The 20,323-nt window shown below is 40.2% G+C and carries 5 protein-coding genes; 3 read left to right on the forward strand and 2 right to left on the reverse strand.

The window, feature by feature from the left end; translation table 11 throughout:
* Window positions 1-30: 30 nt before the first annotated feature.
* A complete protein-coding gene (gshAB, locus tag NST80_RS03010; protein ID WP_045772237.1) occupies window positions 31-2,295 on the reverse strand; it encodes a bifunctional glutamate--cysteine ligase GshA/glutathione synthetase GshB in 2,265 nt (754 codons plus the stop codon).
* 638 nt (window positions 2,296-2,933) lie between these two features.
* On the opposite strand from gshAB, the gene NST80_RS03015 reads away from it, so the two are divergent.
* Window positions 2,934-4,679 (forward strand): ABC transporter ATP-binding protein, encoded by a 1,746-nt coding sequence (locus tag NST80_RS03015; protein WP_002886878.1) that lies wholly within the window; start codon window positions 2,934-2,936, stop codon window positions 4,677-4,679.
* Window positions 4,669-6,537 (forward strand): ABC transporter ATP-binding protein, encoded by a 1,869-nt coding sequence (locus NST80_RS03020; RefSeq protein ID WP_183138130.1) that lies wholly within the window; start codon window positions 4,669-4,671, stop codon window positions 6,535-6,537. Before NST80_RS03015 ends, NST80_RS03020 begins: the two co-directional genes overlap by 11 nt.
* Before the next feature lie 94 nt (window positions 6,538-6,631).
* Here the strand turns inward: NST80_RS03020 and NST80_RS03025 are convergent, their stop codons facing one another.
* Window positions 6,632-8,155, reverse strand: coding sequence for an ATP-binding cassette domain-containing protein (locus NST80_RS03025; protein WP_084871201.1), 1,524 nt, complete (start codon window positions 8,153-8,155; stop codon window positions 6,632-6,634).
* Window positions 8,156-9,341: 1,186 nt separating this feature from the next.
* Here NST80_RS03025 and NST80_RS03030 point away from each other — a divergent pair.
* Window positions 9,342-19,646 carry an FctA domain-containing protein gene (locus NST80_RS03030; protein ID WP_342504630.1) on the forward strand — a complete coding sequence of 3,435 codons (10,305 nt, stop codon included), beginning with the start codon at window positions 9,342-9,344 and terminating at the stop codon, window positions 19,644-19,646.
* Window positions 19,647-20,323: the final 677 nt, after the last annotated feature.

Genomic DNA, 20,323 nt, shown 5'->3' on the forward strand with positions numbered 1-20,323 from the left:
GGTGATTTGTTTGCTCCTAAGATTTAAGTTTTAGTTTTGATTTGTGGCAACTTCTGGAAAAAGCTTGTCTAAGATTTTAGGAGTGATAGCTTGTCCAGGTCCTTCAGCACAGTAGGTGTGCATATACATAGAAGGGTTAAAGTTGAGCTCGATGCAGGTACAATGAGGGTTTTCTTTGCTAGCAGGTTGGGTTTTATCTGGAATAATGAGGTCAACCCCACAAGCCCAGGCTCCCATACTAGTTGCCATAGCTGCAGCTAGTTCTTGGTAAGAGGAATCCATGGTCTCAGTGACATCAATAGAGTCACCACCCGTAGAAATGTTTGAGTTACGACGTAGATTGACCTTTTTCCCTTCTGGGAGAATATCATCAGGGGTATAACCCTGTTGCGTTAACATCAGTTGTTCAATGTCTCCTAGCGCAATGATTTCAAGTGGTGAGCGGTGATCACGTCCTCGCAATGGATTGGCATTTTTCTGAGCGACCAATTCACGAATGGTGTGTTTGCCATCACCAACAACATTGGCAGCAACGCGAAGGAGGACAGCCTCACAACGCCCATCCAGAATGAAGAAACGGTATTCGGTTCCTGGGATAAATTCTTCAACAAGAACAGCTGTATCTTCTGCAAAGGCAATCTCGAGGGCTTTCTTATAGTTATCAAGGCTGGCAGGCTCTTGGAAAATGGAAATGCCCAGACCAAAGTTGGTTGATTTTGGTTTAACCACAATTTGCTTGTCCTTGATAAGAGGATAATAGGCTAGACCTTGTTCCAGACTGGTAAATTCGTCACCAGCAGGAACAGGGAAGCCGGCATTAGCCAGAATTTTTTTGGTCACGGTTTTATTAGCCATGGCAAGAGGTACTACATAGTTGTCTTTTGAGGTCATGTTACCATTTTTGACGTACTCAACATGATCTTTATGCCAGAGTTTAAGGAATTGATCCTGCTCATCTAGGATTTCAAAATGGATACCTTTTTGAATGGCATCAAAGAGTAGCATCTGAGTAGAAAGTTCCATCTCCTCATAACCCTTAAGAGCATAGTGGGCAGTCCAGTCGTAATCATGATAGGCAAGAGCCTTGTCAAGGGCAAAGTCAGCAAGGGACTTGTCTTTGATATGAGGTAAGAGTTGGGCTGCTAGTGTCTGACTAGGATCTGCAAAGGCATCTTTAACTTGTTTGACCAAACCTTGATGATAGTCACCTAGTCCAAAATGTTGCACCAGTTGGTCCAGAGCTGTCGTAATGTTCTGAGTTTCAGCTTCAGAAGGTAGAGGTTCTAAAGGATGAGAGAGGGCGATTTTTTCATTTAGCGCGTGACCTTGGGCCAGAGCCTGATCGACATTTTCAGGGGCATCCATCCAGAGGAAGGCCAGAAGGAGTAGGTGTACGGTATCCATGGTAGTTTGGCTAATACCGATACGCTCAAAGGGGTTGAGGTCGAAGTTACGGAATTCCAGATAGGTGATTCCCTTGTCAAGGAAGGAGCGATTAACTTTTTGTCCACGGAAACGAACAGCTGAGTAAAATTCTTTCTCCGCAATCAAATCTCCTTGTTCGATATAGCGTTCGATGGCAGAGACATAATCTTCTAGGCTTGCAAAGGATACTTGGATTTCTTCCTTATTGACATAACCATGGTCACTGTTACGGAAGGAACGAACGGGTTCTGGCACTTCTTGGTCGAAGAAACCTTGCTCAGCAACAGGTGCAGCACCAAAGAGATAGGTAATCCCCCAACGGTAGCGCAAATAGTTCTGAGCCAGCTTAAGATAGAGGGCGTTCTTGAAAGCAATCATATCAGTCTGGTCGCTTTCTTTGAATAGGGCCTCAACCAAATCTTTTCCTAGTTCCATATTATAGTGGATACCTGAGATAGCTTGTAGTTTAGTTCCGTATTTTTCGGCCAAGTAGTTGCGATAATGGCGTTCGAATTCATTTTCCAGTTGGGCAACTTGGATTTCTTGGGCCTTGATACGAGGTGGCATGGACAAGGGCCAGAGAAGTTCATCTTTACTGATGGAACGTCCAGCTACATCGGTAATGGCTCCAAGAAAACGACGAGCCTCAGTGGTAGATTTAGCAACTGGTGTGATGAGCTCCATTTGCAACTCACAAAAATCTGTTTGAATATAAGGGTGGAAACTTCGAGCTCCTAGGCAAGAAGGGTGAGGCGTATGTGCTAATTTTCCCTGTCTATCGACACGAAGACTTTCGCGTTCAATTCCAAAGTTAGCTTGAAGAATAGGGCTAGTAGGCTCTAGCTTTTGAAGCAGTTGGTTTATAGTCATAGAGTCACCTTTTCATCTAATGTTAGTGTTAGTCTATTATAAATAGGAACAGAAAACAAATTTCTGCTACGTTTGGCTTTAATTTACGAACATTTATGATAAGTTTGTGAAAAATAAGCAGGTTTTAGAGCGATATTTTTATCAAACATCATAAAATGCTTACAAATGTTAGTGAAATGACATTGTACTTGCAATTTTACTCAATTTAACCTATACTAATGACATATATATGAGAACGAAAAAATCCCTAGGGTCTGCCCTCAGGGGCTTTTGTATGCTCTCAAAAGGGTATGACCGTTCTTTTATAGATAAATGATAAGCATAAGACTCTTAGTTTTATGCTTTGCTCTGCCTAGAGTAGACGATATTTTTCGCCGTGGTCGAGACCATTCTGAACCTATTTGCACTTGTTCGAAGTTGCTCACAATTCGACGGTTCGCTCTGCTCAGGAACGATGCTTTCACCGTGATGATATTTCTATAACTGCAAAAGCAGTTATAGAAAGCGGAGTTATCGAGACTTTGGCTCGATAACTAGTCATGGAACGACTGAGTCGGTCGCTGACGTCCGCCATCACTTAAGAAAGCATCAAAAAAGAAAAATATCAAAAGAAAAAAGAATAAAAAACGGAGGTAATTATGTTTCAAACCCTGATCGCCCAGATAAAGGAATACAAGAAACCCTCAATCCTAGCGTCCCTCTTTATGACGCTAGAAGTCATGTTTGAGATTTCCATTCCCTTTGTCATGGCCAATCTTTTGGACAAAGGTGTCCAGCAATCTAACATGTCTAACATTTGGCTCTATGGTGGTCTCATGTTGGTCTGTGCCTTTCTGTCGCTTTTCTGTGGGATGCAGTCGGCACGCTATGCGGCCTTTGCCTCTGCTGGATTTGCCAAGAATCTACGTCAAGCCATTTTCAAAAAGGTTCAAACCTTCTCTTTTGAAAATATCGATAAGTTCTCAGCTGGTGGTTTGGTAACACGTATGATGACTGATGTTACCAACGTACAGAACTCTTACCAGATGATTATCCGCATCTGTGTACGTGCACCACTTAATCTGATCTTTGCCATTGCAGCAAGTTTCCTGATTAATGGCGAAATGGCTTGGATTTTCGTTGGTGTGACACTCTTCCTTGGTCTGGTTTTGGCTATTATTACCAAAATCGTATACCCTCTTTTTACTCAAGTGTTTGAGGCTTATGACAACCTCAATAACAGTATCAAGGAAAATATCACTAACATGCGTGTGGTGAAATCCTACGTTAAAGAGCAGGAAGAGACAGATAAGTTCAAGAAAGCTTCACGCCGCATTTACAAGATGTTCATGCGTGCTATTCGTGTGGTTATCATGTCTAACCCAGCCATGATGTTGTCTATGTATGCGTCCTTTCTCATGATTTCCTGGTTTGGTGCTCATCTTATCGTTATCGGCAAGCTATCTACAGGTGAATTGACTTCCATGTTCAGTTACACCATGACTATCCTAATCTCACTTATGATGTTCATGATGATCTTTGTCATGTTGTCTATCTCTATGGCTTCTGTAGAGCGTATCAATGAAGTGCTTAATACTGAATCAACCATTGTTTCACCTGAAAATGGCTTGACTGAAGTCACAGATGGTTCTATCAGCTTTGATCATGTAGATTTCTCATATACTGATGAAAATGGTGACAAGACCCATGTTCTCAAAGATATTTCGCTTGATATTAAGTCTGGTGAGGTTATCGGTATCCTTGGTGGAACAGGTTCTGGGAAATCAAGTTTGGTTCAGCTCATTCCTCGTCTTTATGATGTGGAGGCAGGTCAAGTTAAGGTTGCTGGCCACGATGTTAAGGATTATGATTTGGATAGCTTGCGTAAGCAAGTTGCCATGGTGCTTCAAACCAACGTCCTTTTCTCAGGAACCATTAAGGAAAATATGCGTTGGGGAAATAAACAGGCAACAGATGAGGAAATCATTGAAGCTTGTAAGATTGCCCAAGCTGATGAATTTATCCAAGAGTTTAAGGATGGCTATGACACCAAGATTGAACGTGGTGGTGCCAATGTCTCAGGGGGACAACGTCAACGTCTTTGTATCGCACGTGCCCTCCTCATGAATCCAAAAATCTTGATTCTGGATGATTCAACATCAGCGGTTGATACCAAGACAGATAGTTTGATTCGTCAAGGTTTGGCATCAAGTCTTAAGGATACAACCAAGATTATCATCGGTCAACGTATTTCATCCATCCAAGATGCAGACCGTATCGTTGTTATGGATGATGGCCGTATCGATGCTATTGGTACCCACGATGAATTGGTGGCTAACAATGCCATTTATCGTGACGTCTACAAGATGCAAACACAAGGGAAAGGAGTAGCAGATGCAGAATAAGAAAAAAGCTAATTGGGGCTCTCTAGCACGTCTTCTACGCTTTTTGTGGCAAGACTACAAACTTTCACTTTCTATCGCCTTTGTCCTTATTGTGGTTGCTTCCTTGGCAACGGTCAATTTGACGGCTTCTATTCAGTCCTTGGTTGACGTTTATGTTCAACCCATGCTCAAATCTGGTAGCCATGACTTTGGTCCGCTTTTACATTTCTTGACTTCAGTGGCTGTCTTCTGTCTTATCGGTGTGATTGCCAACTATGTGTCATCACTCCTCATGGCGACGATTTCGCAAGATTCTCTGCGTTCCCTTCGTAATCAGCTCTTTGCTCGCATGCAAAAGCTCCCTGTTCGCTACTTTGACACTCACCAACACGGTGACATCATGTCTATCTACACCAACGACATCGATGCCCTCCGTCAGGCTGTTGAGCAATCCATTCCACAGTTGCTACAAACGGCCATTACCTTGATTGGGGTGACTGTGACCATGCTTACGGTTAGTCCTCTTCTCTTTATCGTGGTCCTAGTCATGGTAGGCATCATGTTTATGGTCATCAAGAATGTATCAGCCAAATCAGGGCGTTACTTTGGTGAACAACAAAAGAATCTTGGGATTGAAAATGGCTTCATTGAAGAAATGATGTCAGGTCAAAAAGTGGTCAAGGCCTTTGTTCACGAAGAAGAAAGCATGGCTGATTTTGACAAGATTAACGAGCAACTCTTTGAATCTTCTTACTTGGCCAACCGCTATGCCAATGTTCTCATGCCAATTCTTGGGAACTTAGGAAATGTTTCCTTTGTTTTGACCGCCTTGGTTGGTGGACTCTTTGCCCTTAATGGTGTTGGTGGTTTGACTATCGGTGGTCTCATGGCCTTCCTACAATTGAACCGTTCCTTCAACGGTCCTATTACTCAGGTCTCTCAACAACTGAACTTTGTTCTTATGGCACTTGCAGGTGCTGACCGTATCTTTGACCTCTTGGATGAGCCAGAAGAAGTTGACCAAGGTAAGGTCACTTTGGTCAACTACGAATTGGTAGATGGTCAAATGGTTGTGACAGACAAGAAAACCAATCTCTGGGCTTGGAAACACCCACGTCCAAATGGCGACTACGAATTGGTCGAGTTGGTCGGAAATGTGGTCTTCCAAGACGTTGATTTCTCTTACGATGGTAAGAAACAAATCCTTCATGACGTTAATCTCTATGCAGACAAGGGGCAAAAGGTTGCCTTTGTCGGTGCGACAGGTGCTGGTAAGACGACGATTACCAACTTGATTAACCGTTTCTACGATATCCAATCTGGTGTGATTACTTATGATGGTATTGATGTCAAGCTGATTGAGAAAGATTCTCTTCGTCGCTCGCTTGGTATCGTGCTTCAAGATACCCATCTCTTCACAGGGACTATCGCTGAAAATATTGCCTATGGCCGTTCCGATGCGACACGCGAGGAAATTCTTGAAGCTGCCCGTATTGCTAACGTGGATTCCTTTGTGCAACACCTGGATAATGGGTATGACACTGTTCTGACAGATGACGGTGCAGGCTTGTCTAACGGGCAACGTCAGCTTATCGCCATTGCGCGTGCTGCCCTTGCCAATGCACCGGTTCTTATCCTTGACGAGGCGACATCCTCTATTGACTCTCGTACCGAAAAAATGGTGCAAGAGGGGATGGACCGTCTTATGGAAGGACGTACGGTTTTCGTTATTGCCCACCGTCTTTCAACCATCGTCAACTCTGACGTTATCATGGTTATGGACCACGGACGAATCATTGAACGTGGTGACCACGACAGCCTTATGGAACAAGGTGGTACCTACTACCGACTCTATACTGGTGGTCTTGAAATTGATTAACATTAAAAGAACTCAGGTTTTGCCTGAGTTTTTTTGCATATGAAGAAAATGATTCTTTTGAGACTTTTCTTGTTAAAACGATAGATTCGATATCTTAAATCTCAACTTCTTCTAAACCATGTGCGTCTAGTCGGTAGATCTTTTGGCAGACTTGTCTGAGGTAGTTGACATCATGTGATACTGTCAGAATTGCCCCTGGATAGTTCTCGAAGAGCTGTCGAACTTGGGGTTGTGAGGTGGGTGAAAAATTTCTGGTTGGTTCATCTAAGATAAGGAGCTGAGGGCTTTCTAAGACCAGGTGCAGTAGGAGAAGTTTTCCTTTCTGTCCTCCAGATAAATCAGAGATTGCATGGTTCATTTCATCATGACTAAAGTTGAGGTAAGCGAGATGGGAGCTTATAACTTCTCGTTCAGACTTGTCGCCAGTCTTACTCAAAAACGCTATTGGAGACAAATCCAGTGGCAAGATAGTGTCATAACGTTGAGGCATGTAGCCAATAGTCAGGTCTGTCTTCTGACTAAGTTTTTGGTAGAGATAGTGTAAGAGAGTGGATTTACCGCAGCCGTTATCACCAACAATACCAATTTTTTCCTGGCCTTTCAAAGAAAGTTTGAGATGGTCAATGGTTAGGTGGGGAGCTATGTTTATCTGCTTTTCATCCAGATTTAAGAGATATTTCCCCTGAGGTAGAGGGTCAATATGAGAAAAGAAAAGTTCAATACTGTCTTCTTTATCAGGCATCTGTGTCATGTCTTGGGCAAGGCGGTCGTAGCGTTTTTCTTGTGAGAGGACTGCTTTCATCTTTTTAGCAAGCAATCGTCCTTGCGTGCTGTCATGTGTATTGCGTAGGGTGGTTTGGACATTTTGTTTGATACGACGATGCTTGGCCATGGCTTTGTCATAGGCTTTTTTCTCGGTTTTGGCTTGCTGCATCTGTTGTTGATAGGAATCAGTGCGATGTTGGCTATAGTTATCATAATCGAGGTGCTCCACACTGGTCCTTGCCTGTCGACGACGTTTAAGGAGTTCCAGATGGATAATGGTATCTGCTGTCTGGCTTAGTAGGTCCTCGTCATGTGAGATGTAGACAATCGTTTTATCAGAGTGCTTGATAAAGTTTTTTAACCAAGTTATAGTAGTCAAGTCCATATCGTTTGAGGGCTCATCAAGAAAAATGATGTCGTGGGGACGAGCTAATTCTCGGATGAGTTGAATTTTGAGTTTCTCACCACCTGACAGAGAGGAGATAAGCTGACTGCTAGCAAAACGATCACTATCAAAATGAAGTTCATCAGCCAGACGATAGAGGGTAGCATAGTCTAGGTCATAAGTGTCCTCAAAGAAGTAGTCGTTAAGGGTTAGAGATTGCAAGCTATCCGAAATCTGTTGGGGAATATAGACCTGTGGGCTATCTGTTTTGTTAATAGTTCCCTCGTAAGATAGATGGTCAAAATGTGCTTTTGGATTGACCAGAAGGACAAGGAGACTAGATTTTCCATTGCCTTCCTCCCCAATGATGGCGACTTTTTCGCCTAGAGCTATCGTTAGATTTAGATCATGAACGAGTTCACGCAAATCCTTGGTATGTGTTATGGTTAGGTGTTGAATCTGTATCATAGGACCTCCTAGGTCAGAGTGTTTGTGGATATTGTTTCATGGGAAGTAGGCTTTTACTTCAAACAATATCAAAGGTCAAAAAACAGTCCTACCTTATAAGATAGAACTGTCTTGAATCTAGCTAAAAAGCTCTCTAGGAGATAGTGATGGTGTGGACGCAAAAAAGCGCAGATACCACCAATAAATTTTCTACAGAAAAAGAGCGCAAAAAAAGACATGAAAACAATCTATCAAATAAAGCAGGTTTATTGTGAATAGACTTAGTTGTTCATGTCTCCATTTACCTCCGAATGTTACTTGCCTTGATTGTACGCTGTCTAACGGATTTTGTCAAATGAAAATCTAGTCCTCTTAGACCGCTGATGTACCTTATCAACAGTCTCCACCTATGCTATGAGAGAAATAGGACAGTTCTACCTTATTATAGAAAATAAGTTTATATAAAGTTATAAAGAAGCTGAAGTCAATTTTACTCTTGAAATTAGCTGAAAAAGCAGATATTGAAGATTATTCAAACCAGTAAGGTCTAAGTCTTTCTATACTTAATGATTAAGGCTACTTACAAACGTTATTTGCTACAAATAAAAATATCTCAGTTTTAAAATCCAAACATTGAATAAATGAACATTCTAGCTGACTCGAACAATTTGGAACATGGCCAATCTTTTGAGTGTCTAATATTTGTGATGTACTTTTGGCTGTCTGATAGACTTCTTGGACTTCAATTAGCAAATGCGTCAAGATATGATTGTAGTGTTTGAAAAACAAAAAAATAAATTTACTTACTTTTTAACATGCGGATATAATAGGCTAATTTTTTTGCTTCAACGAGAAGAAATATTAAAGCGTAAATGAGAATATCAGCCATTTAAACTAGTTTTATTTTCTCATGAGTTTAGAATGATAACATGTTCAAGTCGATTAGGTTAAAAATGAAAGTGAATTTTATATTTTCATAGAAACTGGGAAATACGCCATAATAAAGAGTTTTGACATATTTTAGATAGAATTCAGGAAGTAAAAACAATAAAATTGTCAGACAACTAATATTTTTTTAAAAAAGTGAGATTAAAACCTTGACTGTAAATTGTCAGAATGTTAGAATATGGAGTGAATCATGACTATGAGAAAACTGACTTATAATCATGTGACCTATAACTAACTATCTTTTAGAGGGAGATTTTTAATGAAAGACTTTTTTAATAGACGCCAACGCTTTTCATTGCGTAAATATTCGTTTGGTGTCGCTTCAGTCTTGCTAGGAACAGCACTTTTTGCTGCTCATAGTGTACAGGCAGATGAAGTAGCGACTCCAACTGTATCGGCGGGTAATCCGGGCACATCCGTAGCAGGAGAAAGTTCAAGTAGTTTAGTCAATACTACGACAACAGCACCCCAATCAAATCCAGCAGCTAGCGTGACTTCCCCATCCGCTTCTGCAACATCTACGTCAACAGTTGCTTTGGTATCACCAGCTTCTGAAGTAGCAAGTGCTTCAACAACAGAAACAACGTCTACAGCTGCAGCACCAGCGACAACAGCAACGGCTGCAGCTACTGCTAGCTCAACTCCAACAGCTGCGGGTACTACATCTGTAGGTTCAGCACCTTCTTCTTCAACAGGTACAACTAGCACATCAGCTGTAACTCCAACAGCGGTACAACCTACAGTGGAACAGCCAGTCGCTTCAACAACACAACCGACGGCTACAACACAACCTGTATCAACGCCTACAGCTACTCAGCCAGTTGCTTCAACACAGCCTACATCGGCTTCAGTGGCACAACCTGCAACGACAACTTTGACAACGTCAACACCAAGTCCAACGTCCGTAGCGAATACAGCAGCTTTGACAACAATGTTGACGGCGAACCCAATGTCCGCTGCAGGAACTGCACCAGAAGTACGTAGTCGTAGCAGTCGTAGACGTCGTGATGCGGCAAATCCGGTAACAACTAACTATACAACCGGTCCAGCTACGGCAACTCCAGCTATGAGTGATCCTAACGGGGCAACAATTTCAAGCCGTCCCTTAGTTGTTCCAACACCTAAGGATTCTGGTCAACATGTAACTACAGGAATTGACTTTCAGTTAAATCCCAATCCGTCACAATACACCTTTGCTGTAACTGATCTAAATAGTTTTAATGCAACATACAATAAAAAATACTATTATCGTCTGTCTAAACCATACAATGCTTCAAATGATATTACAATTGAGTTAGTTGATGGTCAGAATAATAATGTGGTTGAAACTAAGTCAATTAATGGTTCCGGTACTGTAAGTTTGGGTCAATCAATCTTAGCTCCTCTGACTGGTAGTTCTCAGGCCTATATTGAATTCCGTTTTGAGAATATTCAGGATGCGGATAAATCAAGTCGACCAGCTCTACGTGCGACATGGAAAGTATCGGGACTAGTTCAGAACTTTGCAGGTCAACGTTCTGGTATTCAAATCTACGATGTTGCGAATAAAGCAAACGAAGGTACATCAATCACAGACCCACAGTACTATATTCCTCGCTTAACAGATAAAACAACTTATTATAAAGCTGTTGATAGAGGGACTAGGCAAGATGTCTCTAGAACCGAGGGTATTGCTACTATCACGACTGCTAAACGTTCGAATGACGTGAAGAATTCTGATATTGTTGCAAGATATGCAGACGGGACTGTAGATGTTAGAAACGAAAATGGTCAAATTGTTAACAAAACAACCTATGTTAATGTGGACCGTAATAATATCAATCCTCAGGAATATAAGGAAGACGGCGCTGAGATCAACCTTGGTACTTACACATCAACAGGTATGGAGGGGCAAAATCTTACTGCTTCAGGTCTTCGTGCATTTGAAGGCTATAAATTGTATCAGACAGCTGATTCAAGATCTCTTATTGATGTTTTGAAACAACCTTTCCATGTTGGGCAACGTTGGTTTGATGTGGCAAATGCTCAGGGGGTAGTTAAGCGTATCAAAGAGGTTGTCAGTGAAGATGGGACTGTACGCATTGAAATGTGGGCCATCAAGTCTGACAGTCTGAATAAAATCTCTAGTGACCTGAATACAGATGGTTACTTTAAAGTTTACGAAACTGTTATTCCACCAGGAAAAAACAACTACGATGTCCGTCCTCAAGATGCAGGTAAGGATATTGATGTTTCTGACCCAGGTTGGAATCAAGATAATAACACTCCACAAATTCCTAAACCAGGTTTTGAGTACATTGACTCACTTAAGAGTAAGCTGGTACAAGGTAAACCATTTACTATTTTTAGTGATAAACAAGTCACAAACTATAAGGGCGATCTTCAGTTCGAAAAGACAGAAAATAATGTGACAACTCTTCTTTTCAAGAGACCAAATGGAACGTTCTATAAGATGGATAAGGAGTACTTACAAGATGCATCAGGTAATCCAACTGGAAAAGTTAATATGAAGGAGACTGATGTCTCAGCAACTGATGCAAATGGGTATAAACCTACCTATGTTTCAAAAGGTGAGTTCTACGTAAACCGAGGTGATAAGGATAATGCGTATTCTATTAATGGCACACCTGTATCTTCTGGGAACGTCTTCCGTTTACAAAATGATTTGAACCCAGTTTATCGTACGGTTTATTACTATGCTAAGCCTGAGCCAGTAAAAGTTAAACTTCAGTTTACAAAAGCACTTGCAGGTCGTACCTTGCAAGATGGTGAGTTCGACTTTAAGATTCAAGATACAGCAAGTGGTTACAATGAAACAGTATCTAACCAAAATGGTAAGGTTACTTTTAGTGAGCTTACTTTCACAAAACCAGGAGTGTATACCTACAAAGTGAACGAAGTTCCAGGGACAGATACAGATGTAGACTATGATGGTATGGAATCAACTGTTACTATTACCGTAACAGAGAAAAATGCTATTGGTGATTTGGATGCAAAAGTCACTTACACCTCAATCAATGGTCAAGATGACTCTGGAAACACAACTGACACTAATGTTTCAGCAACAAATCCGACGGTTAGAACCGGTACTGATACAGAATTCAACAACTTTGTCGTAGCTCCAGTAAACGTTGAATTTGACTTTACGAAGAAATTATCTGGTCGTAATCTAAAAGCAAATGAGTTTACTTTTAATCTTTTGAATGAAGCAGGTGCAGTGGTTGGCACTGCAAAAAATGATTTGAACGGCAATATTAAATTCACGGGCATTAAATACAAAGTTAGTGATCTTGGAACAAATTCTGCAGGAAAGCGAAATGACAGCAAGACCTTTAACTACACTGTAAAAGAGGTTGTGCCAACGACAGCCGAAGCTGGTATGTCTTATGACCAAATGGAAGCGAAAGTAGCTGTTACTGTTACTAAGACAGGTCATACTTTGACAACTGCTACAACTTACTCATCAGTTAATGGTATTGATGCTAATGGTAACCCAACGACGGGTGTAGATAAAGAATTTAACAATACCTTCACACCGAATCCAGTAAAAGTAAACCTTGAGTTCGATAAGTCTCTTTCAAATGGTACGCTTAATGCTGGTGATTTCAGCTTTAAATTGACTGGTGACGGTAATGTTAATGAAACGGTAACAAATAAAGCTAATGGTAAGATTAACTTTAGTACGTTGTCATTCGATAAAGCTGGTGTCTATAACTACACTGTAAAAGAAGTAGCTGGAACAAACACAGATGTTGATTATGATGCGATGACAATCAACGTGAAGGTTACCGTAACAAAAGATGCCAATACGGGTCTATTGTCAGCAAGCACGGTGATGACTTCATCAGGTGGTGAAGCAACAGATGCCAATGACAGAGTCTTCAACAACTTTGTCGTTCCTCCAGTACCGGTAAATGTTAATTTCACAAAAGCTTTAGCAGGTCGTACACTTGTAGCAGGTGAATTTACATTTGAAATGAAGGATGAAAACGGAGTTGTTGTTGCTACTGGAACCAATGATGAACATGGTGTTGTTACCTTTAATCAACTCCCAGAAGTGAAAAATGCTCAAGTTGGTAAAGTCATCAAGTACAAGGTGACTGAGAAAGTTCCAGCTAACAAAGAATTCGGTGTCACTTACGATAACATGGTTGCTGAGGTTTCTGTGACTGTTTCTAAGAATGCAGACCACACTTTGAAAGCAACGGTAACTTATCCAGGAGGAGACACAGAGTTCAACAACGTTGTAACCCCACCAACAGAGCCTAAGTTCCAACCAGAGAAATTCATCGTTAACAAAAAGAAATTTGACATCACTGGTAACAAGTTGATGGATGACGACAATGAGTTGACAAATGAATACACTGAAACAAATGCGGATCCATACGTAGACAAGACAAACAACAATGAGCCTGAAAACTTGAATACCAAGACAGTTAAGAAGGGCGATGAGATTGTTTACCAAGTATGGTTGGATACAACAAACTTGAAAGCAAGTGACAATATTCAAGCTGTTGGTATTACAGATAAATATGAAGCTGACAAACTAAAGATTAATGTTGCAGATATCAAAGCTTACGATTCAGTAACGGGTGCAGATGTAACCTCTAAGTTTGTCATCACAGTAAACAACGGAGAAATCACTGCAACTTCTAAAAACGAATTTATCAAAGATAAAGTTATCGACACAACTAAGTTCGAGTTTGGCCGTTACTACAAATTTGATATTCCTGCTACAGTCAAGATGACGACTCCAAATGGTGTTGATATCGAAAATACGGCAAATCAAATTGTTCACCAGTACGATCCGACAAAAAGAGATATCACTAAGCCAGAAAAACCAACACAAAAACGTGTCGTAAATCTTCCAGTTCCACTCGAATTTGATTTTACGAAGAAATTAGATGGTCGAAATCTTGTGGAAAACGAATTTACATTCGTATTGAAAAAAGATGGCGTCGCAATTCAAACTGTGAAGAACAGTGCGCCAGACGCAACAACTGGAATCGCGAAGATTGCCTTCAAGCCACTTGAATTTACAAAAGCGGACGCTGGTAATACCTTCACTTACACTGTGGAAGAAGTTGCTGGAACGGATGCTACTGTGTCTTATGACAACATGGTTGCAACAATTAAAGTAGAAGTCAAACATGACGGAACGACTAAGACAACTGTTGTGAACATGCTTCAAGACGCACCGGACAAAGAGTTTAACAATACGGTGAAACCACCTGAAGAACCTAAGTTCAACCCAGAAAAATACGTTGTTTCTAAAGAAAAATTCGATATCACAGGCGACAAATTGCTTGATGATGATTCTGAATTGGCAGACAAGTATGGTGATACAAAAGTCAACCCATATGCGGATGGTACAGCTAACAATGAACCAGAAAACTTGAATACGAAGACAGTGAAACCAGGCTCTAAATTGGTTTACCAAGTATGGTTGGATACAACACAATTTAGCGCAACGAACACTGAGAATATTCAAACAGTCGGCATCACAGATAACTATGATGAAGATAAATTGGATGTGAACTCAATCAAGGTTTACGATAGCGTAACTGGTGCAGACGTTACTTCTAAGTTTGATATCGCAAACACTGGTGGCGTGATCACAGCGACCCTTAAAGCTGGCTTCACGAAATCACTAGGAGATGCCAACAACACTCAAATCATTGATACAACTAAGTTTGAGTTTGGCCGTTACTATAAAGTTGATATCGTAACAACTGTGAAAACAACTGTTGAGCCAGGTAAGGATATCGAAAATACAGCTGGTCAAATCGTACACTACTACAACCCAAGAACAAACAAGGTTGAGAAACCAGAAAAACCAACTCAAAAACGTGTAAACAGCGTTCCAGTTCCACTTGAGTTGAAATTCACGAAAGCTCTTGCTGGTCGTCAACTCAAAGCTAACGAATTTGAATTTGTTCTTGAAAAAGACGGCGTTGAAGTCGAACGTGTGAAGAACGACGCAGCTGGTAAAATCAACTTCAAGAAACTTGAGTTTGGTAACGATGATCTAGGTAAGACTTACAACTACACTGTACACGAAGTTACAGGTTCAGACGCAACGGTGACATACGATACCATGGTTGCGACTGTAAGGGTTTCAATCTCTCATGATGGTACAGCGAAAGCAATCGTGAAGAATGTTGTAGACGCACCAGATAAAGAGTTTAACAATAAGGTGAAACCACCTGAAGAACCTAAGTTCAATCCAGAAAAATACGTTGTTTCTACAGAAAAATTCGATATCACAGGCGACAAGTTGCTTGACGATGATTCTGAATTGACAGACAAGTATGGTGATACAAACGCCAACCCATATGTGGATGGTACAGCTAACAATGAACCAGAAAACTTGAATACGAAGACAGTGAAACCAGGCTCTAAATTGGTTTACCAAGTATGGTTGGATACAAAACAATTTAGCGCAACCAACACTGAAAATATTCAAACAGTCGGCATCACAGATAACTATGATGAAGCCAAGTTGGATGTGAACTCAATCAAGGTTTACGATAGTGTGACAGGTTCAGACGTTACTTCTAAGTTTGATATCGCAAACACTGGTGGCGTGATTACAGCGACCCTTAAAGCTGGCTTCACGAAATCACTTGGCGATGCCAACAACACTCAAATCATTGATACAACTAAGTTTGCATTTGGTCGTTACTATAAATTTGATATTGTGACAACCGTGAAAACGGATGCCCCAGCAGGAAAAGATATCGAAAATACAGCTGGTCAAATTGTTCACTACTACAACCCAAGAACCAACACAGTTGAAAAACCAGAAAAACCAACTGAAAAACGTGTAAATAGCGTTCCAGTTCCACTTGAGTTGAATTTCACTAAGAAACTTGATGGTCGTCAACTTAAAGCTAACGAATTTACATTTGTTCTTAAGAAAGATGGCGTTGAAGTAGAACGTGCGAAAAATGGTGCTCCTGATGCAACTACTGGTATCGCTAAGATTAACTTCACGAAACTTGAATTTGGTAAGGATGATATTGGCAAAACTTACAATTATACAGTGGAAGAAGTTAAAGGAACAGATTCAACAGTGTCTTACGATGGCATGGTTGCAACAGTAAGGGTTTCAATTTCTCATGATGGTACGGCAAAAGCAATCGTGAAGAATGTTGTAGACGCACCAGACAAAGAGTTCGATAACCGTGTGACACCACCAGAAGAACCTAAGTTTAACCCAGAGAAATATGTTGTTAGAGATGAAGACTTTGATTTAACTGGTAAGAAACTTTTGGATGATGATTCTGAGTTAGCTGATAAATACGGCGATACTAAGATTAATCCTTACGCAGATAAATCTAATAATAATGAAAAAGTTACTGTCCGTAATGATAAGGGCGAGTTGGAAGAAGTCTTTGAGAACCTCAATACTCAGCCTGTTAAACGTGGTCAGAAATTCTACTATCAAGTATGGCTTGATACAACTCAATTTAGTGCTAACAATAAGGAAAATATCCAAACTGTTGGTATCACAGACAATTATGATGAATCAAAATTGATTGTGACTAAAAACACTATTAAGGTTTATGATGGTGAGACTGGTGCAGATGTGACATCTAAGTTTGACGTTGCTGTTACTAACGGTATTATCACTGCAAACTTGAAATCAGGCTTTACGAAGTCACTAGGTGATGCAAATAATACTCAAGTTATTGATACAACTAAGTTTGAATTTGGTCGTTACTACAAAGTAGTTATACCTGCTACAGTTAGTCAAGATGCTTACGATGGTTCTGAAATCGAAAATACTGCGACACAAACGGTTCATTATTATAACCCAAGAACGCATAAAGTTGAGACTCCAGATAAGCCAACACAAAAACGTGTTAATAACATTCCAACAGCTATTCAGCTAATCTTTGGTAAGACACTCAATGGTCGCAAATTGCAAGCAGACGAATTTAGCTTTGTCTTGAAAGATAAAGAAACTAATAAGATTCTTGAGAAGGCTAAGAATGATGCAGATGGTAAAGTTACCTTCAAGACAATCAACTATTCAAAAGCTGATATTGGTCATACATTTAACTATATTGTTGAAGAAGAGAAAGGTGACAAACCAGGTATTACTTATGATGATATGAAGGTTAACGTGACTGTTCAAGTTATTCAGCCTTCTTCTGGTGATCAGTTGTCAACAGTTATCTCTTATGCTACTGAAGGTGGAGATGCCTTTACTGCGGATGATACAGTATTTGACAATAACGTAACACCAAACTTCAAACCAGAGAAGTATGTTGTTTCTAAAGAAAAATTTGATCTTAAGGGCACAAAACTTCTCGATGATGATGCGCCTAACGGTAAGGTTGAAGCTGAAAACTTGAATCACCATACACTTACTCGTGGTCAGAAATTCTACTACCAAGTATGGCTTGATACTCGTGAATTTACAGCTGAAAGCAATATCCAATCAGTAGGAATCACAGATGACTATGATGAAGCTAAACTTGATATTGATGAGTCAGCAATCAAGGTTTACGATGGTGAAACAGATGTTACTGATAAATTTGATATTTCAATCAAAAACGGTGTCATCTACGCAACTTCTAAACCAAGTTTGACTAAACCTATTAGTGCAACTGATGCGACTCCAGTTATTGATACGACTAAGTTTGCCTTTGGACGTTACTATAAATTTGATATCCCAGCAACTGTTAAAAATATTAAAGACAATGACGGTGTTGAGTTTAGTAATACGGCCAATGAAATTGTTCATCAATACAACCCTTACAATAAGCAAGTTACAACTCCTAAAAAACCAACTCAAACACGTGAAAATAACGTTCCAGTTCCACTTGAGTTTAACTATACTAAGAAACTTGAAGGACGTGAGTTGACTGCAGGTGAGTTCAGCTTCTTATTGAAAGACCAAGATGGAAAAGTCCTTCAAACTGTATCAAATGATAAAGACGGACATATCAAGTTTGAACAACTCTTGTTCAGCAAGGCTGATCTTGGTAAGACATTTACTTATACTGTAGAAGAAGTCAATGACAATAAACCTGGTATTTCTTACGATGCTATGAAAGCAACGGTGACAGTACAAGTAACTAAGGATGGTAAAATTCTTAAGACTGTCGTTAATCATGCTTCAGCAGGTGGAAATGCTACAGATGCTAACGACAAAGAGTTCAACAACAAGGTGGTTCCACCAGAAAAACCTAAGTTCCAACCAGAGAAATATGTTGTAAACCAAGAGAAATTTGACATTACTGGTGATAAACTCGTTGATGATGATAAAGAGTTGGCAGACAAGTATGCGGATACTAATGCGAACCCATACGTAGACAAGACAGACAACAACGAGAAAGAAAACTTGAATACTAAGACTGTGAAACGTGGCGATAAATTGGTTTACCAAGTATGGCTTGATACAACTAAATTTGACGCAAACAACAAGGATTATATTCAAACCGTTGGTATCACTGATAACTACGATGAGAAGAAACTTAATGTTAAGCAATCAGATATCAAAGCATACGATGGTAAAACTGGTAAAGATGTTACAGCAATGTTCGATATCAAGGTTGAAAACGGTGTGATTACAGCCAACCTTAAAGATGGCTTCACTAAGTCACTTGGTGATAAAGATAATACCCAAATTATCGATACAACTAAGTTTGCCTTTGGTCGTTACTATAAGTTTGACATTCCGGCAATTGTTAAAGACAGTAAGAATGAAAAAGGTGAGTTTGACGTACCTTCTGGTTCAGATATTGAAAACACAGCGGGACAAACAGTTCACTACTACGACCCAACAGTTAAGAAGGTCGTGAAAACACCTGAAAAACCAACTGAAAAACGTGTTGTTAACATTTCAGCTAGTGTTACGTTTGAATTCACTAAAAAACTAGAAGGTCGTGACCTTAAGGCTGGTGAGTTTAGCTTTGTACTTAAGGATAGAAAAGGTAAAGTGATTGAAACTGTAAGCAATGATGCTGACGGTAAGATTAAGTTCTCAGCACTTGAGTACAAACATGGTGAAGAAGGTATCCACTTCTACACGGTTGAAGAAGTGAAAGGTAATGATACTACAGTAACTTACGATAAGATGGTAGCTAAAGTTACTGTTTTGGTAGCTAAGGGTGGTAACGTTATGACAGTAACTTCTAAATTGCCAGAAGATACTGAGTTCAACAACATTGTAACGCCACCGACACCACCAACTCCAGTGGTGCCACCAGTTACACCACCGACACCACCAACTCCAGTGGTGCCACCAGTTACACCACCAACACCACCAACTCCAGTGGTGCCACCAGTTACACCGCCAACACCACCAACTCCAGTGGTACCACCGGTTACACCGCCAACACCACCAACTCCAGTGGTGCCACCGGTTACACCACCGACACCACCAACTCCAGTAGTACCACCAGTTACACCACCGACATCTCCAGAAGTATCTAGAGAACAGGGTCTTCCTAAGACTGGTGAGAACAAGTCTGTAGTAGCAATGGCATTCGGAGGACTCCTTGCGGCAGCTGGACTTGGTTTGGCAGGAAAACGAAAAAAAGAAGACTAAGATAATAATAGGCGTAAAAATAAGATAGTTAGTAAGATTATTTCAGTTTTCAAAAAGAGAGGCTTGACCGAATAAGGTCAGGCTTCTTTTTGTTCGGCACTTAAAAATATCGTAAGTGACCAATAATGAAGTCAATTAAGAAGTTCCAAAGTCTTTATGGGCTGTGGAACTTTTTTTATAATTAGCTAACTTATTACATGGACATGTGTGAGGAGGGTGATCTGATTGTTTCTCTCACAAGAGATGAGCAGATTCAAATTGATATTAACTTCTTCATGACAGTAGATTAGTACTTTCAAATAAAATATATTATGAATGATGTGGGTAATGGTAGAAGCTGATAAAAGACTTTGAGCTATTGTCTATTTAGTTATGGTGAATTTGATAATCTTGCAGTCACAATAGAAGCATCTTATCTAGGGGCTACACCATCATTTTTTGATTGAGAAATCAGAAAAAATCAAAGTTTAAGTTCTCTTATGAACTTTCAATAGACTATCATTACTCATTTTATGATTAAGATGATGGGAGGTAGAAGTTTCATAGAAGCAATAGGGAGCGACATTAAAGATAACATCTAGTAGTCCGATTAGTTAACAGTATTGGAAAGGGAGGAGACTTTCTGATAGTTGTTTTGTAATTGGGTACTCAAAGATCTCTTATAAGATAGAAATGTA

Origin of the sequence: Streptococcus sp. FSL K6-1323 (assembly GCF_038630745.1) — a bacterium.
In the GTDB taxonomy this organism is placed as follows: Bacteria; Bacillota; Bacilli; order Lactobacillales; family Streptococcaceae; genus Streptococcus; species Streptococcus salivarius_D.